Source organism: Aliiroseovarius crassostreae, from assembly GCF_049803815.1.
GTDB lineage: Bacteria > Pseudomonadota > Alphaproteobacteria > Rhodobacterales > Rhodobacteraceae > Aliiroseovarius > Aliiroseovarius crassostreae_A.
On record NZ_JBNAGI010000003.1, the window covers coordinates 393,333 to 415,994 of the forward strand.

The window sequence follows — 22,662 nt, forward strand, 5'->3', positions numbered from 1 at the left end:
ACCCCTCATTTTTCACCCGGTGTGCCGTCGAATTTCTTCTCAAGGCTGTCCCAGCAGTCGATATATTCGTCCTGCAACGGGGCCTCTTTGGCGGCAAATTCGGTCAGGTGTTGCGGGAAGCGGGTTTCAAACATGAACGACATGGTGTTGTCGAGCTTCTCGGGTTTCAGATCCGCATTCGACGCGCCTTCAAACGCATCGCGATCCGGCCCGTGTGGCAGCATCATATTGTGAAGGCTGATCCCGCCCGGCACAAAGCCCTGCGGTTTCGCGTCATATTGGCCGTAAATATTGCCCATCAGTTCGGACATGATGTTCTTGTGATACCAAGGCGGGCGGAAGGTGTTTTCGGCCACCATCCAGCGTTCGCGGAACAGCACAAAGTCGATATTGGCGGTGCCCGGATGGCCCGACGGCGCGGTCAGCACGGTGAAAATCGAGGGGTCCGGGTGATCAAACAGGATCGCCCCAACCGGGCAATAGGTGGTCAGGTCGTATTTGTAGGGCGCATAATTGCCGTGCCACGCCACGACGTCCAGTGGCGACTGGCCGATTTCGGTCTTGTGGAACTGGCCGCACCATTTCACGGTGATGGTTGAGGGCACTTCGCGGTCTTCAAACGCCGCCACTGGCGCCTTGAAGTCGCGCGGATTTGCCATGCAGTTTGCCCCGATGGGCCCGCGTCCCGGAAGCTCGAATTTCTGACCGTAGTTTTCGCAGACAAAGCCACGCGCCGGGCCATCCACCAGCTCGACCCGATAGACCAGACCGCGCGGGATGATCCCAATCTCTTTCGGTTCCAGATCAATCACGCCCAGTTCGGAGTAAAACCGCAGCTTGCCGGCCTGCGGCACCACCAACAGTTCACTGTCGGCCGAGAAGAAATAATCATCCACCATGCTTTCGGTGACCAGATAGACATGGCTCGCCATCCCGACCTGGGTGTTCACATCCCCCGCCGTGGTCATGGTGCGCATGCCAGTGATCCAGGTCAGCCCTTCGGTGGCCTCGACCGGGTCCCAGCGGTATTGCCCCAGCGAGATCACATCCGGGTCAACATTGGGGGCGGATTTCCAATAGGGCATATCCACCTTGGTGTAGCGCGCCGAATGCTTCACCGACGGGCGGATCCGGTAACACCATGTGCGTTCCGGCGGGTTGGCGGTGAAGGCAGTGCCGGACAGCTGTTCGCCGTAGAGCCCATAGTTGCAGCGCTGCGGGCTGTTCATGCCCTGCGGCAAGGCGCCGGGCAGGGCTTCGGTTTCGAAATCATTGGCCCAGCCGGGCATATATTCCACATCGGTGCCGACATTTGACACCGCGCGCGTCATCTCGCGCAGACCGCTGTTGTTGCTCATGCTGTTTCCCTGTTCCTGACGCCCGGCCCTGACGGTTTGGGCGGATCCTTTCGCTGGTTAAATAATATTGTTGCATATGCAATGAAGTCAAGGAAAACAGGCCAATCGGTCGGCTTTAGTGGAAATGCTGACAATTTGAGGGGTTAAGCGGGCGTAAACGCCTCTTTGCTATTCATGATCCTGGGTGAATAAAAATGAGGTGGTGGGATGAGTGCGCAAGGACAAGCGCCTATTATCATCAAGAAAATCAAGAAGGGTGGTGGCGATGGTCACCACGGTGGGGCCTGGAAAGTGGCCTATGCCGACTTCGTAACCGCCATGATGGCGTTTTTTCTCTTGATGTGGCTTTTGAATGCAACAACCGAAAAACAACGCAAGGGGATCGCGGATTATTTCAGTCCAACCATCCCGGTCAACCGGGTGTCGGGCGGTGGATCCGGCTCTTTCGGGGGGGATTCGATCTTTACCGAGGAAACGCTGGCCCAATCCGGGAACGGGGGGCTGCCGCGCAATCCGACCGAGGATCGCGAAGGGGAACACTCTGGCGGTCGCAAGGCGGATGAAGCCCAGGAAGACAGAGAGGCGATTGATAAGGTCGAAGAACTGCTTTTGGGCAAATCCGGTGAAAGCATGGTCAGCGATGAAAGCCGTCGCCACATTGTGACACGTGTCACCGATGAAGGTCTGCTGATCGAACTGTTCGATATTGAGGGCGAACCGCTTTTCGACCCGGTAACCAATGCACCAACCCCGATTATGGTCGAGTTGGCCGGATTGATGGCGCGCACGTTTTCCCTTGTGCGAAACGGAGTGTCTGTTGAAGGCCACGTGCGGTCGCAACCCGTGGTGGTTGCCGAAAACACCGCTTGGGATCTTTCCGGGGATCGGGCGGACATTATGCGAGAGCTTCTGGAAACGCATGGATTGGACGGGTCTCGTGTTCGGCGGGTAACCGGGCATGCAGACAGAAAGCCGGCTGCGCGCAACCCGATGGCGCTGCGCAACAACCGCATCGAGCTAATCCTGCTGAGAAAAGGACGGTAGCGGTCATAATAGATGTTGGGCAAACTCCAACCGTCCTGAAATCTTCCGCATGAAACAAATTGGATTTTAGCTGTTAGGCCGCTGTTAAGGGGTGAGCGGCTAAGGTCCGATTTGAACATAGATGATGCAGCAGAAAGGCGCACCATGACGATTTCATCTTCGCTGAGTGCCGGAGTCGCCGGGCTGAACTCCAACGCAACGAAACTCGCCACGATTTCGGATAATATCGCAAACTCCTCAACATTTGGGTACAAACGGGCCACAGCTGATTTCCAGAGCATGGTTATTGGTGGCAATGCCGGGGCAGGGACCTACTCTGCTGGTGGTGTGCGCGTGTCCACCCAGCGGTTGATCGATGAGCATGGACCGCTGATCTCAACGTCCAACCCATTGGATATCGCCATCGGCGGGGGCGGCATGTTGCCGGTGACGCAAGAGGTGTACCTGGGGGGGAACTCTGGCGAACGCCCGATGATGATGACCACCACCGGGTCATTCCGCACCGATAGTGAAGGTGTGTTGAAGACGGAAACCGGGTTGGTGCTTTTGGGATGGCCAGCGGATGCTGATGGGAATGTAGGTGTTTATCCACGCGATACCGCCGCGGCGCTTGAACCGATTGTTATCAACTCCAACCAGACTGCAGGCGACCCGACGACACGCCTGAAACTTGGTGTGAACTTGCCAGCTGTCGATACCGAGGTTGGAGCGTCAGGGAATTCTCTGCCGTTGTCCGTTGAATACTTCGGGAACCTCGGAACATCTGAAACGCTGGATTTCACCTTTACGCCAACCGTGCCAGCCAGCGGCACCGCACCATCAAATGTTTGGACAATGGAAATCCGGGACAGCGCGGGTGGGAACAACCTGATCGGTGAATATACCCTGACCTTTGATGACAGCCGTGCAGACGGCGGGACCTTGGCTTCGGTCGCGGTTGTTTCCGGCGGGGCCTATGATGCGGCCACGGGCGAGCTGGCCCTGACCGTTGACGGTGGTCCGCTTACTCTGACCATCGGTAAGATTGGTGACCCGAACGGGTTGACCCAGCTGTCCGATAGTTTCGCGCCAAGCTCGATTTCCAAAGACGGTTCACCAGTTGGCAATCTGACCGCGGTTGAAATTGATGAACATGGCTATATCAAAGCCACTTATGATACCGGATTTACGCGCACCATTTATCAAGTGCCGCTGGTCGATATTCCGAACCCGAACGGGCTGAAATCCCTCTCGAATCAGGCCTACCAGGTTTCTCCGCAATCCGGTTCTTTTTTCCTGTGGAATGCAGGGGATGGTCCGACCGGTGAGGTGGTCGGATTTGCCCGGGAAGGGTCGACCACGGATGTGGCCGGCGAACTGACGTCGCTGATCCAGACCCAAAGGGCCTATAGTTCAAATGCCAAGGTCATCCAAACTGTGGATGAAATGCTGCAGGAAACAACGAACATCAAACGGTAACTTCCGGGGTGGGTTCGGAGGTTGAGACATGACCATTGCAAACTCGATGCAAAATGCCCTGTCAGGGTTAAACGCAGCGTCCCGAGCGGCAAACCTGGTGTCGTCCAACGTGGCCAATGCCATGACCGAAGGTTATGGACCCCGGTCACTCGAACTTTCGTCCCGTTCGCTCGCCGGGTCCGGCTCGGGTGTTTTTGTCGAAGGGGTGACCCGCCACACCGACGAAGTGCTGATTGGGGACCGAAGGTTGACCGATGCCGCGGTTGGGTATGATAATACGAAAGCTGACTTCCTGAAATCTGTGGAAAGCATGATCGGGACCCCGGACCAGGCCGGGTCCCTGTCTGGTCGGCTTGCCCAATTTGAGGCCGCATTGATTGAGGCGTCATCTCAACCCGAAAGCCAGGCAAGGCTGTCGGCGGTGAACGAGGCCGCAAAAAGCATTGTTTCACATCTCGAATCGACATCCGGCAATATCCAGAAGGCAAGGCTGGATGCGGATCAAGATATCGCCGCTCAAGTTGGTCAGTTGAACACCGGCCTCAAGCAGGTTGAACAATTAAATGTCAAAATTCAGGAAGCAGTCACCCGGGGCGTGGATCCTTCTGGTTTGATGGACCTGCGCCAGCAAACCATTGATCGGATTTCGTCGATTGTTCCCCTGAAACAGATGCCACGTGAAAATGGAATGGTTACCTTGATGACCACCGGTGGCGCCATCGTGCTGGATCACAAAGCCGCTGAGTTCGGCTTTACCCCGGTAAACATGATTGTTCCGGAAATGTCCCAATCGGGTGGTGCATTGTCGGGGCTGACCATGAACGGCCAGCCGGTTCGCACGGATGGTGTGCGGAGTCCGATCCATGGTGGGTCACTTGCGGCCGAGTTTGAAATTCGTGATGAACTTGCGGTAGAGGCCCAAACCCGCCTGGATGGATTTGCCCGAGATCTGATGGAGCGCTTCGAAGACCCCGCACTCGATGGAACGCGACCCCCGGGCGATCCTGGGCTATTTACGGATAATGGCGCCGTTTTCGACCCCCTTACGGAAATCGGTTTGTCTGGTCGTCTTGCTGTAAACGCTCTGATCGACCCTGCTCAAGGCGGAAATCTGTGGAAAATAAGGGATGGTTTGGGCGCAACGACACAGGGACCGGTTGGCAATGCCAGCCTCATTAATGATCTTGCAGATGCGTTGAACGTTGCCCGGGCCCCGGCCTCTGGCGGGTTTACCGCGGCGGCGCGTTCATCCGCAGGACTGGCAGGGGATTTGCTGTCTTCGATCAGTGCGGACCTTGCTGCTGCGGAGGTTCAGCGCAGTTTTTCCATGTCGCAGAACACCACGCTGAAGCAAATGGAATTGACAAAGGGCGTGGATACGGATGCGGAGATGCAAAAACTCATGATGATCGAGCAGGCCTACGCAGCAAATGCCCGGGTCATTACCGTTGCTGACGAGATGATCCAAACCCTGTTGGGAATGTAAGGAGGATCCGCGCATGTTTTCCACATTTGGTGATCTCGCCACCGCGTTCAACAGCCGTGGTATGAGCGCTCGGTTGAAGGCGGACATGGCGCGTTTGGGGCAAGAAGTTGCAACGGGCGTGCGTTCAGATCTGAACACCGCTGTGTCAGGAGATTTCGGGCCTTTGGCAGGGATCGAACACAGCTTGAAAGCATTGGAAAGTTTCAAGATTGCCAATGTGGAAGCTGCGGCTTTTGCCTCTGCAGCGCAATCATCACTGGATGCGATCCAGACGCAATCACAAGACCTGACCAAAAGCATCATCGGTGCGACAGGTTCGAAGAACAAGGTCATGATGAGAACTGTCGCCGAAGATGCCCGGCAAACTTTCCTTTCAACTGTGTCCCAGCTTAATACCACCGTGATGGGACGGTCATTGTTTGCAGGGGCTGCGACCGATCAGCCGGCCCTGGCTTCGGGTGAAGACATTCTTGCGGCCATTCAAACTGACATTGCAGCTGAAACCAATGCGGCGGGGATTTCAGCCAGAATTGACGCTTGGTTCGACGACCCCGCCGGTGGATTTGCGACGATGGGGTATATGGGGGCCGATCAACCCATGGGACCGGTTCGGCTAGGAAATGGTGAAACCGGAAATATGCGGCTTCGGGCGGACAGCCAGGAAATCAAAGATACGCTCAAAGCCATGGCCAAGTCTGCGGTAATCGCAAACGGAACCCTGTCGGCGAGTTTGGACCAGCAAACCGCTCTTTTTGAGGCCTCGATGAATGGTTTTCTCGCCGCTAATGACGATCTTGTCGGGGCCCGCGCAGAGATCGGAACGCTGGAGCAACGGATTGAAGATGCCACAACACGCAATGAAGCGGAAAAAACAGCTCTGGAAATATCTCGAAATGGCCTGATTGCTGTGGACCCCTATCAGACCGCCACAGAATTGAAGGCGATATATGGTCAGTTGGAGAGCCTCTACACGGTCACCGCGCACCTGTCAAAACTCAACTTCACGGATTACATGCGATGAAAAAACTGTTGATGGCACTTGGCCTTCTGATTGCCACGGTGGGTATGGCCCAGCCGAATACGATCCGGATCAAAGACCTGGTGGAGTTTGATGGCGTACGGGGCAATGATCTGATCGGCTACGGGCTTGTGGTTGGGTTGAATGGAACAGGTGATGGGATCCGAAACGCTCCATTCACCGAGGACATCATGTCAAACATCCTTGAGCGGTTGGGTGTCAACATCACGGGAGAACAGTTTCGGCCCAAAAATGTCGCAGCAGTCTTTGTAACCGCGACGTTACCACCCTTTGCCCGGTCAGGGTCGCGTATCGATGTGACCGTCTCGGCGGTTGGAGACGCGAAAAGTCTTCTGGGTGGAACGCTGATTATGACACCTCTGAATGCTGCGGATGGCGAAATCTATGCGGTCAGCCAAGGGACAGTCATTGCCGGTGGGGCCTCTGCCGAAGGTGATGGAGCGAGCGTCGTTCAGGGCGTGCCAACTAGCGGTGTGATCCCTGCGGGCGCAAGGGTTGAACGAGAACTCGATTTTGACTTCACCAAGCTGAAATCTATTCGATTGGCGTTGCGAACACCGGATTTCACCACTGCAGAACGTATTGAAAATGCGATCAACCGCAAGTTTGGCCGCGTTGTGTCACGCATGTTGGATAGCGGTACGGTGCTGGTGGATATCAAGGCAACAAGTGCTCTTTCGCCAGCCCACGCGTTGGGGGATATCGAAAATCTGCGTGTGGAGCCAGAGCGAAAGGCGCGAGTTGTTGTTGATCAGCGCTCGGGAACCATTGTTATGGGGGAAGATGTCCGCATCAGTCGGGTCGCTGTTTCACAGGGCAACCTTACTTTGCGCATTCAAGAGCGGCCATTGGTGGTGCAGCCCAATCCGTTCACCGATGGACAAGCGATCGTCATTCCCAGGACAGAGGCGGAAATTCAGGAAGAACCGGGAACCGGGCTTGCCGAAGTTGATGGTGGCACTTCTCTGTCAGAGGTGATCGCGGGATTGAATGCGCTTGGTGTCTCGCCAAGAGACATGATTGATATCCTCAAAAGCATCAAAGCGGCCGGTGCGCTTCATGCTGATTTTGTAGTCAGGTAGCTGCGCAGTGTTCGGGTGGACGGGCATCGTATGGGCACGCCAATTGCGGGCGGAATGAATCAGAAGGCGGTGATCAGGACTTCGGTTGTCAGCACCGATGAAGTGTTTGCCAAGACGCCCGCTCATACGCGAGAGAGACGCACTTTTCACGCAGGAAGTGTTTGAATGCCCTGAGGTGAAAGCAATGCGGTGGGGGAAGTGCCTGCAGCATCACGACAGAATGAGCAAGCGCTTCTGACCAGAGCTTGGGGGGATCTACTAATTCGCCATAAGCCGGTGGGCTTGGCGTGCTGCTTTCTGAATTTATAAGATACTCTGAACGGTCTATTTCCTGATCGATCTTCTCCGCAGTGACAACACCGGAATGAACCCTTCACATGGCTCACTTTTGAGTTTTATTCCTGACTTTTAAATCGGTACGGCGAACGTCTTACAAAGCCAACGTCTGCCCTGGTCCTCCCGATGGGCGCTCGTTTGAAAACTTGCGTGGTCTGCAATGTGACGGCCGGGTTGTTCACTGCGGGCAGCAAAGTGCCTTTGATCTAAGGTGGAAATCTGCGGGGAACGTCAAGTTCGAGAAATCAGATATCCTGCCGCACGATATCGGTGACCAAAACTTCGATGACATGTGTTGTCATTGTCTTGCTCGCGACCTCCTCTAACGCCTTCCGGAGACCAGAAAGCTTTACGGAGTCCGTAAATACACCATCAAAACCACCCAGGTTCGCGTGGTCAAAAAGAACCTGAAGAAAGGCATCGCGCAACTTCGGTTCTTTTTGGTAGAATTCCTCGCTGCCACCAGCGGAAATTTCCAGGCTAAGGGACAAAACGACAAGAGAACGTACTTGGCCATCGCCGACCACGGGGATGACGAACTGATTGTTCATCTTTACAAAATCGCTGGTGGGTGCGCCCTCATCTGTTGGCGTGACATCGCCCGCATCGGCCTTACTGATATCCGTTTCAGCAGGTAAATCTCCACACGGATTGATTTCTGCCACTTCGGGGGCGGGTCGCAGTGCAATTCCGGCTCCGACGCCACCACCCAAACCAATAAGAGCCAACAAGATCGGAAGGATTTTACCCATAGTTTGCTCCTGTTCAGAAAGGAAGAATGATATCGGCAACCTGTTGTCCGATACGCGGTTGCTGAACGTCAGAGATCATGCCACGACCGCCGTAAGAAATTCGGGCTGATGCAATTTTGTCATAGGCAATCTCGTTCTTGCGAGAAATGTCTTCGGGCCGCACGAAACCTGTTACCAACAATTCGCGAAGCTCGTAGTTTACCCGTACCTCCTGGGAGCCTTGAATTTGCAGCACGCCGTTTGGCAGAGTTCCGAGCACGGTCGCGGCCACGCGAAGTTCAAGTTTCTCATTTCTGCGGACAGATCCATTACCCCCAGCCGAGCTTTTCGAGTTGAACGATACAGCATTGTCCATGCTCGCCCCATCCGGCATGGACTTGTTGATGTTTTGTGGAATGCCGAATAGAGATGGCACGCCCATCTCTTCGGACCCGTTTCGCGATCGCGCTGAACTGTTCGAAAACTCTGCCCGGTCGTTGATTTCAATAACAACGGTCAAAATATCCCCGGCCTGCTGCGCGCGCCGGTCCCCAAGAAGGGATTGGCGACCGCGGCTCCAGGTGGACGCATGAGAAGAAGAGCTTTTGGGCAGTTGCGCCACCGGAAGGACCGCTGCGGTCATGGCATGATGTTCTTGGTTGATTTCAACCGGTGAAAGAGCCGGGGCCTTTCCGACCTCTTCCAGACGAGCGCAACCGGTGATGAGGCTGGTGACACAGAGAAGGGAAATGAGCAAACGCATGAGAAAACTTTCAGGATCCAGGGAGTGTGGGAGGAGCGACATTGATGGTCCCGTCAGCCAGAACCGTGCCGGTAACCGTGCTGCGGGAAGATAAGTTCATAACGCGAACCCGATCGCCGACCCCACCACGTGCAAGGGACCGCCCTTCGGTGGCGATCTGCAGGCCCCCGTTATCGTACATAAGGGTTACGATCTGATTTCGGTCTACCAGTGCTGGGGGTCCGACATCTTCGATACGAATGGGACGGCCAGCATAAAGGACCACGCGGGTTTCTTGACCAACAATATCTTGGATGGATGCATAGGTTCCGGGAATGTCGCCGGACGAGATTTTCAGATCTGCTGTCGTCAAAACACTGTGTGGCCGCATTGTCCGAGCGGCCAATACGGTATCGGCCAGGGCAACGCCCGGTATGAACGTCAAGAAAATGAAGAGCGAACGGAACATCAGCGCACCTGTGTGGTCGCAGCAAGCATTTGGTCAGATGCAGTGATGACTTTGGAGTTGAGTTCATAACCGCGCTGGGCTTCGATCAGTTCAGTGATCTCACGCACGGCATCCACGCTGCTGTTTTCCAGATAATTCTGTCGGATCGTACCCAACCCGTCTTCTCCCGGGGCCGAGGTCAAGGGGGGGCCGGATGCGGTCGTTTCAACATAGAGATTGGACCCCACCGCTTCGAGCCCTTTTTCATTGGTGAAAGCGGTCAAGGTAAAGGCACCCATCAGCTCAGGCTCTACGACGTCTTTGAAATAGACATGAACTTCACCCTGCGCGTTGATCGAGATTGATCGCGCGTCATTGGGAATGGTGATTTCCGGAACCACGACATAGCCGTCAGAGTTTACGATTTGCCCATCGGGGGAGAGTTTCAACGCCCCATCACGCGTATAGGCGGAGTTGCCGCCTGGCAGGGTGACTTCAAGATACCCCTTGCCTTCAACAGCGACGTCAAGTTCGCCGTTTGTCTGAGAAAGGCTGCCTTGCTGCACCATCATGGTGACCGAGGCGGGACGAACCCCCAGTCCAAGTTGAACGCCGGTTGGAATAACAGTGCCGTCGGCGGCGTTGATTGTGCCGGGGCGGGTGGCCTGCTGATAATGCAGATCCGCAAACTCTGCGCGACGGGCGTTATATCCCGTGGTGTTCATATTGGCGAGGTTGTTCGAAATGGTTTCGACACGCATCTGTTGGGCCAGCATTCCGGTGGCGGCAATTTGCAAAGAACGCATTATGTCCCCCTATTTAATAACGGTTTTGAGGACGGAACGAATGCGTTCATCCTCTTTTTCCATGAACATCTGACCCAACTCGTAACTGCGCTGAACCTCGATCATTCGGGTGATTTCCTGCACCGGATCGACATTGGATCCCTCCAGAAAACCTTGCAGGATGGTTGCCCCTTCAATCACTGGTTCGGTCCCGCCAGGGGCCGCAAATCTAACCCCTTCGCGATGCTTCAGGTCATTTGGATCTGTGGGCAGGTAGAGCCCGATCTGCGTCAGCGGCCGACCATCAGCAGAAAGGGTGCCATCTGCCGCCAAGGACACGGATTTTGCATCCGGCGGCACAAACACCGGGGCGCCACCCGCATCAAGCAAGCGTAATCCATCGTTGGTGACAAGCTCGCCCTCTGGAGACGAAGTGAACGCGCCGGCACGGGTCAAAAGCGCTCCGTCGGGGCTTTCCACCATGAAAAACCCGTCACCCTCGATGGCAAAATCAAAGCTGCCATTTGTTTGAGTCAGCGCCCCTTGTTGAAGATCAATCAGGCGGGCGTTTGCGGTGGCCATGGACAGCGAATTATCCCCCTTGTCCAACGCCTGAACATATTCTGAAAAAATCACCCCTTCGCGCCGATACCCGGTGGTCGAGGCATTTGCGATATTATTGGCCACGGATTGCATTTCGCGCATCAACCCGGATTGTCGTGTCAAAGTAGTGTAGCCGATATTGTCCATGTCAGCTTCCTGCAATCAACGGGATGATCTGATTTTGGAAAAAACCAGTAAGCGTTTCTGTCATGAAGCTCATCGAGACCCAGAACACGACCAGGATTGCCGCCAGTTTGGGTACAAAGGTCAGGGTCATTTCCTGAATGGATGTGAGCGCCTGAAACAAGCCAACAATTAGACCGGCTACCAGTGCAACTGATAGGATCGGCAGCGAAATCAAAACCGCATTCCAAAGGCCGGCCCGGAGCGTATCAAAGAAAATAATCTCACTCATCAGACCGGCATCCTTAGAATTTCCTGATAGGCCTCAACGACCTTGTCACGGATTGTGACAGCGGTTTCCACCGCGAGCTCGGTCTGTGCCAGGGCCTGAACCAGCGCATGCGGATCTGCGTTTCCCGACATGGCCGCCATGGCTGTTTGTTCACCTTGTTGCACGGTGGCGGCGAAATCATTTGCCATTTTGGCAAAATCCGCCGCCGGTCCGTCTGCCCGGGCCTTTGGCTGCGTGGCAGGACGTGTGGCTGCATAGCCTTGTGTCGCAATTGAGGATCTAACGTCCATTCTGGAGTCTCCTATCTGCGTAGAAGTTCAAGCAGGCCTTTTGACATTTGCTTGGCCTGATCGAACATTTTGAGGTTCGCCTCATAGCTGCGCTGCGCTTCGCGCGCGTCAGCGATTTCAACCACCAGATCGACATTCGAGCCGTCGTAGTAGCCTTGTTCATTTGCCATCGGATGAGACGGGTCGTAGATGCTGGGCAATGCGCTGCGATCCAGCCGTACTTTGCCGGTTTCCACCATGCCGGTGGCATGACCGCCCTCCATGATTTCGTTGAAGCTGACCAGTTTCCGCCGATAGCCGGGGGTGTCCACATTGGCGATATTTTCAGACACGTGGCGCAGCCGGGCCGCTTGGCTTTTCATGCCGGATGCGGCGGCGGAGACGGAGTTTCTAAGATCACTCATGACACATCCCCCTTACCGACGCCCAACTGACGCGCGCATGATATTCATCGAGCTTTTATAAACTGCGAGTGCAAGATCATGATCTCGCTTGGCTTCCGCCGCGGCCATGATTTCGGTTTCCAGAGAGACAGAGTTGCCGTTGGGGGACATGGCACCAGACCGAATCACGGTTTCGGCTTGTGCCCCTTTGTGCAGGCCGTCGAAGGGCATGGCGTGCTTTGCCCGCGTGATGCGCATGGAAGTGTCTGATGACGAATAGGTGTCATTAAAAGAGGCCAGATCGCGGGCGCGATAGCCCGGCGTATCCGAATTTGCGACATTCTGTGCAATGGTCGATTGACGCGCTGCGGCGTGCATAGCCAATCCCTGGCTCATGCGAAAAATTTCCAGTTTATCGAACATCGGGGCTTCTCCCTCGATTGGTTTCAACTAAGGCTTAACCCTGATTCCTTTAAAAACAGTTTCACGAACCAATAATCGGGAGAACGCCATGAAATCCGTCGGGTTTGAGCAGTTAACCGCAGAAGTGGACGCCGTTCGCGCCATTGCGGATGTTGGCCGTATCGTTGAAATCCATCGCGGCACCATCGAGGTGGCAGGTCTGTCGCATGTTGCGGCGCAAAGTGATCTGGTTGAGATTCGCTCAAATGGGGTCACCCGGCTGGGCGAGGTTTTGAACCTTTCGGCCGACCACGTTACCGTTTTGCCGGATGGGGATGTCGAAGGCCTGCGGATTGGTAATCAGGTCGTGCTGTGTGGGGTCGGGCAGTTGGCACCGGACGACAGTTGGATCGGCCGTGTAATCGATCCGTTTGGCCAGGCCCTTGATGGTGTCAAGGTGTTGCGTGGCATCAAGACGCGCACCTTGCGCGGGGAAAGCATCAATCCGACCGAACGCAGGGTTTTGGGTGCGCGCCTGGAAACGGGTCTGGCCGTTTTCAATACACTGCTTCCTATCGTGAAAGGGCAGAGGATTGGATTGTTTGCGGGGTCAGGGGTCGGAAAATCCACCTTACTGGCCAAGCTGGCCCGTGGCGTTCAGGCCGATGTGGTGGTTATTGCACTGATTGGCGAGCGCGGGCGTGAAGTTCGTGAGTTTGTGGAACGCGTTTTGGGACCGGAAGGCATGAAACGCTCTGTTGTGGTTGCTGCAACCTCGGACCAATCGCCCCTTGTGCGCAGGCGCGCGGGGTGGGCGGCGATGACAGTGGCTGAACATTTCCGGGACAAGGGGCTGCATGTGCTTTTCCTGGCCGACAGTGTGACCCGGTTTGCCGAGGCCCACCGCGAGATTGCATTGTCCTCGGGCGAAGGAAGTTCATTGCGGGGATTCCCTCCGTCCACCGCACAGCAGATCACGACACTTTGTGAGCGGGCTGGGCCGGGCAGTGGCATGGCAGGGGATATTACGGCAATTTTCTCGGTACTTGTGGCCGGATCCGATATGGAAGAACCTGTTGCGGATATTTTGCGTGGCGTCCTGGATGGGCATGTTGTGCTTGATCGTCAAATTGCAGAACGTGGTCGGTTTCCAGCTATTGATTTGCTGCGCTCGGTTTCACGCGCTTTGCCGGGGGCTGCTACGGATGCAGAAAATGCCCTGATCTCGGCCGCACGTCAGCGGCTTGGTGCCTATTCCAAATCTGAAATGATGATTCAGGCAGGGCTGTATTCCGAAGGCAGTGACCCAATGATTGATGCGGCAATTGAGTGTTACCCCAAATTGGATGCATTCCTTGCTGAAGATGAGCTTGATGACACCGCGTCCAGCTTTCGCAGACTGGGTGGATGTATGACTGCTGAGAAGAGTGAAAATTAAAGATTCTGCAGCAAGGTCAAGGCGATAGAGCTGCTTGAAAGGCCGGCGGTGCCATTGGCGATTTCTGACCGTACCAGAAACAGTCGGTTAAGCTCTTCCATTTTCGCAGGATCAGAAAACTGTTCGATGGTGCTGTCTCCAAAATAGGTTTCAGCCTTTTCACGGAAGGAGTCGAGTTGAAGCTCCAGATCCAGGGTGCCGAAGCTTTTCGGCAACCCGAATGCTGTTTCAAAGATGTTGCGCAATGGTGGGTTACCCATGACCGAATACCACTTGCCAACATCTGAAGTGGTTTTTTTGACAATGTCGCCAAGATCGCGCTCAAGCGCCATCGAAAGGCGCAGATTGGGATCTTGTTCACCCACAGCGATTTCGAATTGCCTATCCTTGTAGGCAGCAGTCGTGATGTCGCCAAAATCGGATATTTTGGTGCGCGGGATTTTATAGTCACCAAACCCAAAATCTCGTGCCATTTCGTAATAACGTTTGTCAGATAGCTTGTTGGACAGGTCGTCGGTGTCCAGCGTACCGTCTTCCAGCACTTTCTGGATGAAGTATTTGTTGCCAATATCATCATCCAAGCCGTACGCCCCAAGGGCAACTTTCAGCAACCGAAAATCTTCGACCAACTGTTCGGCCGTGCTGACCTTGCTGATGTTTTCTTGGAAGTATGCGATATCCCGTTGCATTACGGGCGAGGCGGCAAAGGCCTCTTTCTGGGAGTCTTGCGTTCTTTGCAAAAATGCCCAGCCGGCCATGCCGCCCAAGGGAATGACCGGCTGAAAACTCATGACAGGCGGGCCGCCATAAGGCGATCTTCGCGGGGAAGGAGTGCGCGAAGGGATTTCAGAGCCTGATAAAACTGATCTTCCATCACGGCATCGGTTGCCCGGGTCATGTGTTCCCGGCTGTCCGGATCTGTCAGGACCTGGCTGAGCTGTTCAATGCCGCGCAGCAACTGGAGGCGGGCTTCTTCCTGCTCCGCATCTCCGGAGAGAACAAGTTGGGCGATATAGCAGACGCGGCGCACTGGTGTGTTCACCTCTTCCGGGTGAATTGCATCGCGCAGACGCAAGATATTGGCGTTGGGTGTAACGATGGACAGTCGCGAGCGACGATCACCGTTTTCAATGACAGCCCCGTTGATGAGCACCCGCTCTTTCGGGCTGAGTTTCAATACAAGTCCGCTCATGCCACTTCCGCCTTCTGTCTTAGACCGCGCATAATCGCGGTGTTGATTTCAACAAGCACCTTGGCTTCGGTTGGGTCCTTCAGAACCTTACTGGATTGCAGATTGGTAAACTCTGCGAGGTAGAAAATCTTTGCGCGAAGATCCGGGGGCAAGGTGTTGCCCTGTTCAGCGACATCGGTGGCCAGCAAGGTCCAAAGACGGCGGTTTTCGTGTACGGCGCGGGACAGTTGTACAAACCCAGCTCGGCCTTTTTCGGCGGAGGATTTGATATGGTGTGTGACACGAGCAAAGGCTTCGTACTCGATGCTTCGCGGTGTTCTGATTGGGGTTTGCGAAGCGGCATAGGCCGTTTTGGCCATGTTCATTGCGTTCACGGTTTTTCCTTCCGTTAAACGTTGAAATCAAGAAACGTTAGTGCGGCGAGGCGCCGTTTTGGCGCCTCGCCAATCTATTCCTTAGCGGAACAGAGACAGGATGTTTTGCGGCGCCTGGTTCGCAATTGACAGCGACTGGGTGCCCAGCTGCTGTTGAACCTGGAGGGCCTGCAGGCGTGCAGATACTTCTTCCATGTCTGCATCAACCATTGCACCAATGCCTGATTTCAGAGAGTCCGAAAGCTTGCCGATGAAAGTGCTCTGGGTCTCAATTCGACCTTGTGCAGAACCGAAGGCTGCGGCTGCGTCGATCGATTGATCGATCAGTCCTTCAATCGCCGTCAGAGCACCCGTTGCACCGGAGTCACTGGTCACATCAATGTTTTGCAATGCGCCCAGACCACCTGAGGCGGCAGACGAACCTGCGGTGCCGCCAGTTTGGGCACGCAGACCCACTTTGACGGCTGTTGCATCACCGCCAGCCGCGTTGGCAACTGTAAACTGGTTGGCGTTGGAGCCAGTGCCTTGAGTGACGGTGTACCCTTCACCCGAGTCAGTTGCAGCACCGAAGAAGGCATTGATCTGAGCTGTCAGATTGGCGGCGACTTCGGCAGTACCATCGGTCGAGCTGGCGACATATTCAAAAGTCCGCTGACCCAGGGTGCTGCCACCACCATTCACGTTGACATTCACATCATCCAGGATGATCTGATAGCTGTTGCCTTCTGCCACTGTACCGATTGTAAAGGTTTGGCTGCCGCCATCTGTGATCGATACGGTTGGGCTGGTGGGGTCAAATGCCGTGTCATCATGAACCACGGTTCCCGAACCTGCCGTGATCAGGGCCGCTGCCGCAGCTGCATCAGCCAGGTCAGTGGTCCCGAAGGTTTGTGCGCTCACTGGTGTGGTTGTCGACAGGTTCTGACGATCCACGTTGATATGGGCGGCCGTCACATTGCCACTGGAATCACGGTCCAACGACGACAATACGTTCATTGCATCGGTGCTGGAGCCATCAATCAGGTTCAACCCGTTGAACTGGGCTGCACTTACCACCGAGCCGATTTGATCACGTATGGCAACGATATCGGTCTGCAGCTTGGCGCGGTCGACGTTTTCTTCCTGAGCGGCAACGATCTTGCCTTTCATCTTGGTCAGAAGATCGGTCACGGTCTCTGATGCGTTCCGGGCAACGGCGATGGTTGATTCACCCAGCGAAAGGCTCTCGGAAATCGCTTTGAAGCCTTTCACATCCGAATCCATCACTTTCGAAATGGCCCAGACCGCAGAGTTATCCTTGGCGGTTGCGACTTTCTTACCGGTCGAAATCTGGTTCTGGGTATCGAACATGTTCGAGTTGATTGATTTCAGGGTTTGCAGCGCGACCATTGCGCCATTGTTTGTCAGAATACTGGACATAAAAGTTATCCTTCAGTCTTTCGATGCTTTGCACCGGATTGGATTTCCGCCGCGATGGGCGGGATGTACGAGCTGTTCTGAACTCTGCGGAATGTTCGGGTTGTCCCTACCGCGCCACCCCCTCAGGAATGCGTGATCAGGTGACGCCTAAAAGCTGAAGGAAATCTGAATCTGCGATCATCATATAGATTGCATTTGATGCAATCCCTTCCTTCATGCGCGCTTTTCAAAGGTGGTGGCACGTTTGGCCAGATTTTTGCTGTGCCCACCGGCATCATATGTACGCAGTTGGGTTTTTTGGGAGCGCAACGCCTCCAGACGTCGCGACACTGCTCTGATTCCTTTGCTCACGGCCACCAGCAATTCCTGGTTGCGATCGGCCTTACGGCGCAGCGCCTCCACCTGCTGGGAGGTGGCCTTCGCTGAAGGCAACTGATTCAGAAGTTTTTCCTTTTGGGGGGCAAGCCGCGGCAATGCTTCGATCTGACCTGAAAGAAGAATTTCACGTTCTTTATCCAGCAATGCATCAAGGGCATCCGGTATCGCGGGGATTTTAAAGAGAGCCATCTGCACGCTCCTTCAGGGCTTCGAATAATGATTCGGCCAATCCGATCCCCCCAGCCTTGACCATCTCTTCCGCCTGTGCGCGCACCAGGAAGGAGCCAAATTGATCTTCCCCGACGCCGCCCCCAAAACTTTCCCGGGGTTTGCCAACACCTGCGGCTTTCAGCATTTCAGCCAGAAACGAAGCCTCAAGGTCTTGTGCGGCCTGTCGCAGTGCATCGTCACGATGACCTTGGGCAGGGGGCGATGAGAGATCAAGGGACGGCGTTGGTCCCATGGGACGTGTAATCGGATCCATGTCACATCCTTTCAAATGCAAACTACTTTTTCGTTTATCGCTGCCAGCGGTAAAGATCCGGTAACCAAGTGCTGCCATTATCGTCGGAAACGGAGTCAGAACACCCGGAAGAACATATGCAGCTTGGATCAAGTTTCCCGTTGGTTGGCGGGACGGAAAAAACCTCGACCAAGGCGGATACCGCCGACACATCTCTTGAAGGGGATGTCAGTTTTGGGGACGTCGTGTTGCAATCTCACGAAAACGCACCCCAAGATGAGCAGGCCAACATGTTGCCAATGGTGGGGCCAGAGGGCATCCAGGTTGAACTGCCCCGCGCTGGAGAGGGGTTCGGGCGCGCCAGCACGAACATCGCGGCTGACGCCCATGTGGCAAATGATGCTGATGCATCGGACCAGCCTTTGCGTATTTCTGGAAATGAAACTCTGGGGGATGTGCGGATCCCTGCAGAGGCAACCATCGCCGAGGCAACGATAAAAGGGCAATTGTCTGGACAAGCCGCGGATGTCCCGGCTGCTCTCAACAGCGGGGCAGCTGTCGTGAAGAGCACAAGCGTGGATGCGAATGTGCCGTCTGACAAGCCGTCAGTCCCTCAGGAACAGATGAACGTGCCAACCGCGAAAATGCGCTCTGCTGCAGTGGCTGAAACGCCGGGTGATTTCCTGTCACAGTCGAAGTCTGCTGCCTCTGTAAGCAAAACCGAAATGGCTGTTCCGGTTCAGCTTTCGAAGGTGCCTATAGCGTATCAAGGTTCGGCCAAGAGCGGTGAAGAAATCTCTTTGTCGGCGAAGGATTTGGTTGCCGCGCTCCACAAGGATGAGGGATATCTGAGGGCTGAAGGGCCGCCAGCATCGCCCAAACTTGCGCCAGAGAACTCTAACTCCGCAAACTTGGGTGCGATTTCCAAGCCTTTGAGCGGCGGAGCAGCTGTGCAGACGGTCAGCTTGGGTGACCCTCATGGAGACGTTGACGCCACACCCCAAGACACGCCTGAGGGAGAAGAGCCCAAAACGACACCCGCGGTACAGGCCCCTGGATCCTTCATCCCCGGTGCAAAAAACCAGACGGGAACACCGTCACTCGCTTCGATACAGGCGGTCCAGGATTTTTCCGACGCCAATCAGGTATCAGAGATGTCTTCAGGGATAGATGTCGTTACCGAGCTGGCAGCGAACGATGTTCGAGCAGCCGAAACCCTATTGGCGCGCGCAGAAATTTCTGGGCATTTGCGGGCTGAGTTGCCGCGTCATATTGCGGTGCAACTGGCGGACGTTGCGCGTCTACAACCCGATCGGCCTGTTGAATTGACGCTAAGCCCGGAAGAGCTGGGCCGGTTGCGCCTGACATTCTCGGGCGACATGTCGGCCATGACGGTGTCGGTAAATGTTGAACGCCCGGAAACCTTGGATCTCATGCGTCGCCATATTGATCTGCTTGCCCAGGAAATGCGCGATATTGGATATGGTGAGGTTTCATTTTCGTTTGAGCAATCCGGCGCAGATACGGGCGGGACGTCGGACGACACTTCCTCCGGAACGGGTATGTCATCCGGTGACACCACTGAAGAAGACAACATATCCAGCCTCGCCGCCACCCCGCTGCAATTGAACCTGTCAGATCACACAGGTGTCGATATCAGACTGTAAGGATTTTCCCATGGTTACCACTGCGACGACCCCTAAACTGCCTGCGTCCCTGACGGCCCCACCGGCCAAGCCGGGTGAAACGACTGATGGAAAATCTGCTGCTGCGACGCTTTCGTCAGATTTCGAAACCTTCCTGAAGATGATGACGGTTCAGATGGAAAATCAGGACCCGTTGAATCCGATGGAATCGACTGAGTTTGCCATGCAGCTCGCAACCTTTTCAGGGGTTGAACAGCAGGTGCAAACCAATTCTTTGCTGGAAGGTATGGCAACCCAGCTTGGCCTGATGGGGATGACGGATATTGCGGGCTGGGTGGGGATGGAGGCGCGTGTTCAGGCTTCGGCCAAGTTTGATGGCAGCCCGATCACCCTTCATCCGAAACCGCCCTCAACGGCGGATACAACCAATCTGATTGTCAAAAACAGTAAAGGCACAGTGGTTCAAAAAGTCGGTATCGATGCAGATGGCGGACAGCTTGATTGGGCTGGTGTGGATGACAGCGGAACACCGTTTGCAGCCGGAACTTACTCGTTTGAGCTCGAAAGCTGGAGCGAAGGTAAGCTGCTCGATACCGTTCCTGTGGAGGTTTATGCCCGGGTCGTGGAAACACGCAATGAAGGCGGTTCGTTGAAGCTGGTTCTTGAGAGCGGTGACCTGGTAAAGGCTGACGCCGTTTCCGCTCTGCGCGAAGCTCCATGACCCTTGCGCCCCCTTTGCCCTGCCCTTAGCCTGCCGGGACACGTGATCTGGGCGGAAGGGCAAGATGCAGAAAAATAAGGGACATGCTCCGCCTGCAGCGCTTGTCGCGGCCTGGGAAAAAACCGGTTTGATCGCACCCGAGGCCCGGTGGTTGCGGCAATCAGGGGGGCACAGCAACCCTGTATGGCGAGTAGGGGCCGGAGAACGGGACCATATTTGCAAACTGTACCAGCCCGAGAATCATTCGCCGCTATTTGGCAATGATCCTGATCTCGAGGCTATCGCATTGACGGCCCTGGCAGGGGAGGGGATTGCACCCCGCCTGATTTCGAGATTGGAATGTGATGCGGGGAAAAGTCTGGCCTACAGCTATTTGCCCGGCCCGCAATGGCGAGGGGATGTCGGACATGTTGCACGTCTGATGTCCCGCCTGCACGCCGTCCCTGCACCAGATGCGCTGCCCCGGATACGATCCTCTCCGGACGCTTTGGTTGCGCAGACACGCGAGATGCAGCCGGATATGGTGGCCATTGATCTCGGAGGTGAGCTCCCACCTGAACCGCAACCGGTTTTCCTGCATGGTGATGTGGTGCCTGGAAACCTGGTTGAGACCGATGACGGGCTGCGTTTGATCGACTGGCAATGCCCTGCTGCTGGCGACCCTTGCCTTGATATCGCGATCTTTCTGTCTCCGGCGATGCAGGTGATATATGGGCATCGCGCATTGTCGGATGCGGAAGTTTCCCTGTTTTTCCAAATCTACGGCAGACCTGAGGTCACGCGGCGGTATCAGGTTCTCGCACCGCTTTTTCACGCAAGGATGGCCGCATACTGCCTGTGGAAAGGCGCGCGGGGGTCGGCGGCACATGCCGCAGCTGCCGCATTGGAACTTCAGGCTTTAAAGTAGCGTAGACACCCAGACCGCCATCAAGGCAAGCGCGCCCCCCAGGCTGACATATCCCATGGCGCGCATCGGGCGCGCACGGTCGACCTCGGGCAACGGTGTGGCCTGACGGATCAGCGCGGCCTCGGCCAGTTCGGGCAGGCGCGGGCCAAAGCGTGACAACACGCGGGCGGTGCGCAAAAGGTCCCTCGCCAGGGCCTTGGGGCCGATGCTTTCCTTGATGTAATCCTCGACCACGGGACGGGCAGATTGCCAGATATTGATATGCGGGTCCAACGAGCGCGCCACACCTTCGACCACCACCATAGTCCGCTGCAGCAGGATCAGTTCAGTGCGCGTTTGCATCCCGAATTTCTCTGTTACTTCAAAGAGGTACGACAAAAGTCGCGCCATAGAAATCTGCGTCGCATCCATGCCGGCGATCGGCTCGCCCACCGCGCGCAGGGCTTGGGCAAACTCGACCACGTCCCGATCGGCGGGCACATATCCCGCTTCGAAATGCACTTCGGCCACGCGGGTATAGTTGCGGGTGATAAACCCATACAGAATTTCGGCATAGACGCGACGGGTGTATTCATCGATACGGCCCATGATGCCAAAATCAATCGCCACCACATCGCCGTTTGCCGCGAATTTCAAGTTGCCCTGATGCATGTCGCCATGAAACAGCCCGTCGCGCAGCGCATGGCTGAGGAAAAGTTGCAAAACGCGTTCGCCCAGTTCGGTCATGTTCAGGCCAGAGGCGCGGATGCTGTCGAGGTCATTGGCCGGAATGCCTTCGGCCCAGCCCAGGGTCATCACCGTGCGACCGGTCAGACCCCAGTTCACCTCGGGCACCACAAATCCCGCATCCTTGGCGGTGTTTTCGGCAAATTCGCTGGCCGAGGCACTTTCAAGGCGCAGGTCCAGTTCGCCCATCACCACGCCTTCGAAATGTTCCACCACATCGGTGGGGCGCAGGCGGCGGGTCATCGGCAAAAGCCATTCGATCATCTTCGCAGAGAAATGGAAGGCATCGATGTCTGTGCGGAAGGCGCGCAGGATACCAGGGCGCAGCACTTTGACGGCCACTTCTTCCCCGGTGCTGGCAAGGCGGGCGCGATGGACCTGTGCGATTGAGGCGGCGGCAACCGGTTCAGAGAACTCGGAAAACACTTCGTCCACTTCGATGCCCAGCTCGTCTTCGATCATCTCGCGCGCTTGATCCAGCGGAAATGGGGGCAGTTTGTCTTGCAGGTATTTCAGTTGATCCGCCAGATCCGCGCCCACCACATCGGGGCGCGTCGAGAGGATTTGACCGAACTTGATATAGGCCGGCCCCAACGCGGTGATGGCGCGGGTCACGGGCGGCAACGCGGTGTCGCCCTTCTTGCCGAGCCACGCAAATGGAAAGCCGATCACGCGGGCGGCCACGCGCAGGGCGGGCGGCGCGTTCATCGCGTCCAGCACAACCCCCATGGCGCCAGTGCGTTGAAAGGTGGCGCCGGTGCGGATCAGGCGCCAGATGTTGTGCGGTCCGCGCATG

General features: G+C 55.7%; 26 protein-coding genes. 9 read left to right on the forward strand and 17 right to left on the reverse strand.

The annotated features are described in order from the left end of the window. Positions 1-5: 5 nt before the first annotated feature. Positions 6-1,358, reverse strand: a complete 1,353-nt coding sequence (hmgA, locus tag ACP15V_RS11175) for a homogentisate 1,2-dioxygenase (protein WP_424943758.1) — start codon at positions 1,356-1,358, stop codon at positions 6-8. Positions 1,359-1,565: 207 nt separating this feature from the next. Here hmgA and ACP15V_RS11180 point away from each other — a divergent pair, with 207 nt between their 5' ends. The 5 genes from ACP15V_RS11180 (at position 1,566) to ACP15V_RS11200 (ending at position 7,467) form a co-directional block, all read left to right on the forward strand. Next, positions 1,566-2,402, forward strand: coding sequence for a flagellar motor protein MotB (locus ACP15V_RS11180; protein ID WP_424943759.1), 837 nt, complete (start codon positions 1,566-1,568; stop codon positions 2,400-2,402). A 144-nt stretch (positions 2,403-2,546) separates the two neighbouring features. After that, complete coding sequence (locus ACP15V_RS11185; protein WP_424943760.1) at positions 2,547-3,860, forward strand: flagellar hook protein FlgE; 1,314 nt, start codon at positions 2,547-2,549, stop codon at positions 3,858-3,860. Between the two features lie 28 nt (positions 3,861-3,888). Continuing rightward, on the forward strand, positions 3,889-5,346 hold the full coding sequence (gene flgK / locus ACP15V_RS11190; protein ID WP_424943761.1) for a flagellar hook-associated protein FlgK: 1,458 nt from the start codon (positions 3,889-3,891) through the stop codon (positions 5,344-5,346). Between the two features lie 13 nt (positions 5,347-5,359). Next, positions 5,360-6,367: a flagellin gene (locus tag ACP15V_RS11195; protein ID WP_424943762.1), complete on the forward strand. Its 1,008-nt coding sequence runs from the start codon at positions 5,360-5,362 to the stop codon at positions 6,365-6,367. A gap of 11 nt (positions 6,368-6,378) precedes the next feature. Then, positions 6,379-7,467: a flagellar basal body P-ring protein FlgI gene (locus tag ACP15V_RS11200; RefSeq protein WP_424943863.1), complete on the forward strand. Its 1,089-nt coding sequence runs from the start codon at positions 6,379-6,381 to the stop codon at positions 7,465-7,467. A gap of 581 nt (positions 7,468-8,048) precedes the next feature. Here ACP15V_RS11200 and ACP15V_RS11205 read toward each other — a convergent pair. From ACP15V_RS11205 to ACP15V_RS11245, 9 genes are read right to left on the reverse strand one after another with little or no spacing between them, the layout of a single operon-like run. Then, positions 8,049-8,555: a flagellar basal body-associated FliL family protein gene (locus ACP15V_RS11205; RefSeq protein WP_424943763.1), complete on the reverse strand. Its 507-nt coding sequence runs from the start codon at positions 8,553-8,555 to the stop codon at positions 8,049-8,051. A 13-nt stretch (positions 8,556-8,568) separates the two neighbouring features. Beyond that, on the reverse strand, positions 8,569-9,297 hold the full coding sequence (gene flgH / locus ACP15V_RS11210; RefSeq protein ID WP_424943764.1) for a flagellar basal body L-ring protein FlgH: 729 nt from the start codon (positions 9,295-9,297) through the stop codon (positions 8,569-8,571). Between the two features lie 10 nt (positions 9,298-9,307). Then, entirely contained in the window at positions 9,308-9,745 is a 438-nt protein-coding gene (gene flgA / locus ACP15V_RS11215) for a flagellar basal body P-ring formation chaperone FlgA (RefSeq protein WP_424943765.1), read from the reverse strand. Further along, positions 9,745-10,530 carry a flagellar basal-body rod protein FlgG gene (gene flgG, locus ACP15V_RS11220; protein ID WP_424943766.1) on the reverse strand — a complete coding sequence of 262 codons (786 nt, stop codon included), beginning with the start codon at positions 10,528-10,530 and terminating at the stop codon, positions 9,745-9,747. Before flgG ends, flgA begins: the two co-directional genes overlap by 1 nt. A gap of 9 nt (positions 10,531-10,539) precedes the next feature. After that, a complete protein-coding gene (locus ACP15V_RS11225) occupies positions 10,540-11,259 on the reverse strand; it encodes a flagellar hook-basal body complex protein (protein ID WP_424943767.1) in 720 nt (239 codons plus the stop codon). Position 11,260: 1 nt separating this feature from the next. Beyond that, positions 11,261-11,527: a flagellar biosynthetic protein FliQ gene (locus tag ACP15V_RS11230; protein WP_424943768.1), complete on the reverse strand. Its 267-nt coding sequence runs from the start codon at positions 11,525-11,527 to the stop codon at positions 11,261-11,263. After that, positions 11,527-11,817 (reverse strand): flagellar hook-basal body complex protein FliE, encoded by a 291-nt coding sequence (fliE, locus tag ACP15V_RS11235; protein ID WP_424943769.1) that lies wholly within the window; start codon positions 11,815-11,817, stop codon positions 11,527-11,529. Before fliE ends, ACP15V_RS11230 begins: the two co-directional genes overlap by 1 nt. Before the next feature lie 11 nt (positions 11,818-11,828). Beyond that, on the reverse strand, positions 11,829-12,221 hold the full coding sequence (flgC, locus tag ACP15V_RS11240) for a flagellar basal body rod protein FlgC (RefSeq protein ID WP_424943770.1): 393 nt from the start codon (positions 12,219-12,221) through the stop codon (positions 11,829-11,831). Between the two features lie 12 nt (positions 12,222-12,233). Continuing rightward, positions 12,234-12,623, reverse strand: coding sequence for a FlgB family protein (locus ACP15V_RS11245; protein ID WP_424943771.1), 390 nt, complete (start codon positions 12,621-12,623; stop codon positions 12,234-12,236). A gap of 88 nt (positions 12,624-12,711) precedes the next feature. Between ACP15V_RS11245 and ACP15V_RS11250 the strand changes: the two genes are divergently transcribed. Next, positions 12,712-14,040, forward strand: coding sequence for a FliI/YscN family ATPase (locus ACP15V_RS11250; RefSeq protein ID WP_424943772.1), 1,329 nt, complete (start codon positions 12,712-12,714; stop codon positions 14,038-14,040). Here the strand turns inward: ACP15V_RS11250 and ACP15V_RS11255 are convergent. From ACP15V_RS11255 to ACP15V_RS11280, 6 genes are all read right to left on the reverse strand, one after another. Beyond that, positions 14,037-14,831: a DUF1217 domain-containing protein gene (locus ACP15V_RS11255; RefSeq protein ID WP_424943773.1), complete on the reverse strand. Its 795-nt coding sequence runs from the start codon at positions 14,829-14,831 to the stop codon at positions 14,037-14,039. The genes ACP15V_RS11250 and ACP15V_RS11255 overlap by 4 nt on opposite strands. Beyond that, positions 14,828-15,232: a flagellar biosynthesis repressor FlbT gene (flbT, locus tag ACP15V_RS11260; RefSeq protein ID WP_424943774.1), complete on the reverse strand. Its 405-nt coding sequence runs from the start codon at positions 15,230-15,232 to the stop codon at positions 14,828-14,830. Before flbT ends, ACP15V_RS11255 begins: the two co-directional genes overlap by 4 nt. Continuing rightward, complete coding sequence (flaF, locus tag ACP15V_RS11265) at positions 15,229-15,597, reverse strand: flagellar biosynthesis regulator FlaF (protein WP_424943864.1); 369 nt, start codon at positions 15,595-15,597, stop codon at positions 15,229-15,231. Before flaF ends, flbT begins: the two co-directional genes overlap by 4 nt. A 90-nt stretch (positions 15,598-15,687) precedes the next feature. Beyond that, entirely contained in the window at positions 15,688-17,025 is a 1,338-nt protein-coding gene (locus ACP15V_RS11270; RefSeq protein WP_424943775.1) for a flagellin, read from the reverse strand. Positions 17,026-17,238: 213 nt separating this feature from the next. Continuing rightward, a complete protein-coding gene (locus ACP15V_RS11275; protein ID WP_424943776.1) occupies positions 17,239-17,592 on the reverse strand; it encodes a flagellar biosynthesis protein FlgN in 354 nt (117 codons plus the stop codon). Then, entirely contained in the window at positions 17,579-17,866 is a 288-nt protein-coding gene (locus ACP15V_RS11280) for a rod-binding protein (protein WP_424943865.1), read from the reverse strand. The genes ACP15V_RS11275 and ACP15V_RS11280 overlap by 14 nt, the downstream gene beginning before the upstream one ends. Before the next feature lie 137 nt (positions 17,867-18,003). On the opposite strand from ACP15V_RS11280, the gene ACP15V_RS11285 reads away from it, so the two are divergent. From ACP15V_RS11285 to ACP15V_RS11295, 3 genes are all read left to right on the forward strand, one after another. Then, positions 18,004-19,533, forward strand: a complete 1,530-nt coding sequence (locus ACP15V_RS11285) for a flagellar hook-length control protein FliK (protein ID WP_424943777.1) — start codon at positions 18,004-18,006, stop codon at positions 19,531-19,533. A gap of 10 nt (positions 19,534-19,543) precedes the next feature. Then, positions 19,544-20,233: a flagellar hook capping FlgD N-terminal domain-containing protein gene (locus ACP15V_RS11290; RefSeq protein WP_424943778.1), complete on the forward strand. Its 690-nt coding sequence runs from the start codon at positions 19,544-19,546 to the stop codon at positions 20,231-20,233. A gap of 64 nt (positions 20,234-20,297) precedes the next feature. Next, on the forward strand, positions 20,298-21,140 hold the full coding sequence (locus tag ACP15V_RS11295; protein WP_424943779.1) for a phosphotransferase: 843 nt from the start codon (positions 20,298-20,300) through the stop codon (positions 21,138-21,140). On the opposite strand, the gene ubiB is transcribed toward ACP15V_RS11295, so the two are convergent. Continuing rightward, positions 21,132-22,661, reverse strand: a complete 1,530-nt coding sequence (gene ubiB / locus ACP15V_RS11300) for a 2-polyprenylphenol 6-hydroxylase (protein ID WP_424943780.1) — start codon at positions 22,659-22,661, stop codon at positions 21,132-21,134. The genes ACP15V_RS11295 and ubiB overlap by 9 nt on opposite strands. Position 22,662: the final 1 nt, after the last annotated feature.

Coding starts and splice junctions, on each gene's coding strand:
- hmgA (WP_424943758.1), bottom strand. CDS start 1,358: ATGAGCAACAACAGCGGTCTGCGCGAGATGACGCGCGCGGTGTCAAAT.
- ACP15V_RS11180 (WP_424943759.1), top strand. CDS start 1,566: ATGAGTGCGCAAGGACAAGCGCCTATTATCATCAAGAAAATCAAGAAG.
- ACP15V_RS11185 (WP_424943760.1), top strand. CDS start 2,547: ATGACGATTTCATCTTCGCTGAGTGCCGGAGTCGCCGGGCTGAACTCC.
- flgK (WP_424943761.1), top strand. CDS start 3,889: ATGACCATTGCAAACTCGATGCAAAATGCCCTGTCAGGGTTAAACGCA.
- ACP15V_RS11195 (WP_424943762.1), top strand. CDS start 5,360: ATGTTTTCCACATTTGGTGATCTCGCCACCGCGTTCAACAGCCGTGGT.
- ACP15V_RS11200 (WP_424943863.1), top strand. CDS start 6,379: ATGGCACTTGGCCTTCTGATTGCCACGGTGGGTATGGCCCAGCCGAAT.
- ACP15V_RS11205 (WP_424943763.1), bottom strand. CDS start 8,555: ATGGGTAAAATCCTTCCGATCTTGTTGGCTCTTATTGGTTTGGGTGGT.
- flgH (WP_424943764.1), bottom strand. CDS start 9,297: ATGCGTTTGCTCATTTCCCTTCTCTGTGTCACCAGCCTCATCACCGGT.
- flgA (WP_424943765.1), bottom strand. CDS start 9,745: ATGTTCCGTTCGCTCTTCATTTTCTTGACGTTCATACCGGGCGTTGCC.
- flgG (WP_424943766.1), bottom strand. CDS start 10,530: ATGCGTTCTTTGCAAATTGCCGCCACCGGAATGCTGGCCCAACAGATG.
- ACP15V_RS11225 (WP_424943767.1), bottom strand. CDS start 11,259: ATGGACAATATCGGCTACACTACTTTGACACGACAATCCGGGTTGATG.
- ACP15V_RS11230 (WP_424943768.1), bottom strand. CDS start 11,527: ATGAGTGAGATTATTTTCTTTGATACGCTCCGGGCCGGCCTTTGGAAT.
- fliE (WP_424943769.1), bottom strand. CDS start 11,817: ATGGACGTTAGATCCTCAATTGCGACACAAGGCTATGCAGCCACACGT.
- flgC (WP_424943770.1), bottom strand. CDS start 12,221: ATGAGTGATCTTAGAAACTCCGTCTCCGCCGCCGCATCCGGCATGAAA.
- ACP15V_RS11245 (WP_424943771.1), bottom strand. CDS start 12,623: ATGTTCGATAAACTGGAAATTTTTCGCATGAGCCAGGGATTGGCTATG.
- ACP15V_RS11250 (WP_424943772.1), top strand. CDS start 12,712: ATGAAATCCGTCGGGTTTGAGCAGTTAACCGCAGAAGTGGACGCCGTT.
- ACP15V_RS11255 (WP_424943773.1), bottom strand. CDS start 14,831: ATGAGTTTTCAGCCGGTCATTCCCTTGGGCGGCATGGCCGGCTGGGCA.
- flbT (WP_424943774.1), bottom strand. CDS start 15,232: ATGAGCGGACTTGTATTGAAACTCAGCCCGAAAGAGCGGGTGCTCATC.
- flaF (WP_424943864.1), bottom strand. CDS start 15,597: ATGAACATGGCCAAAACGGCCTATGCCGCTTCGCAAACCCCAATCAGA.
- ACP15V_RS11270 (WP_424943775.1), bottom strand. CDS start 17,025: ATGTCCAGTATTCTGACAAACAATGGCGCAATGGTCGCGCTGCAAACC.
- ACP15V_RS11275 (WP_424943776.1), bottom strand. CDS start 17,592: ATGGCTCTCTTTAAAATCCCCGCGATACCGGATGCCCTTGATGCATTG.
- ACP15V_RS11280 (WP_424943865.1), bottom strand. CDS start 17,866: ATGGGACCAACGCCGTCCCTTGATCTCTCATCGCCCCCTGCCCAAGGT.
- ACP15V_RS11285 (WP_424943777.1), top strand. CDS start 18,004: ATGCAGCTTGGATCAAGTTTCCCGTTGGTTGGCGGGACGGAAAAAACC.
- ACP15V_RS11290 (WP_424943778.1), top strand. CDS start 19,544: ATGGTTACCACTGCGACGACCCCTAAACTGCCTGCGTCCCTGACGGCC.
- ACP15V_RS11295 (WP_424943779.1), top strand. CDS start 20,298: ATGCAGAAAAATAAGGGACATGCTCCGCCTGCAGCGCTTGTCGCGGCC.
- ubiB (WP_424943780.1), bottom strand. CDS start 22,661: ATGCGCGGACCGCACAACATCTGGCGCCTGATCCGCACCGGCGCCACC.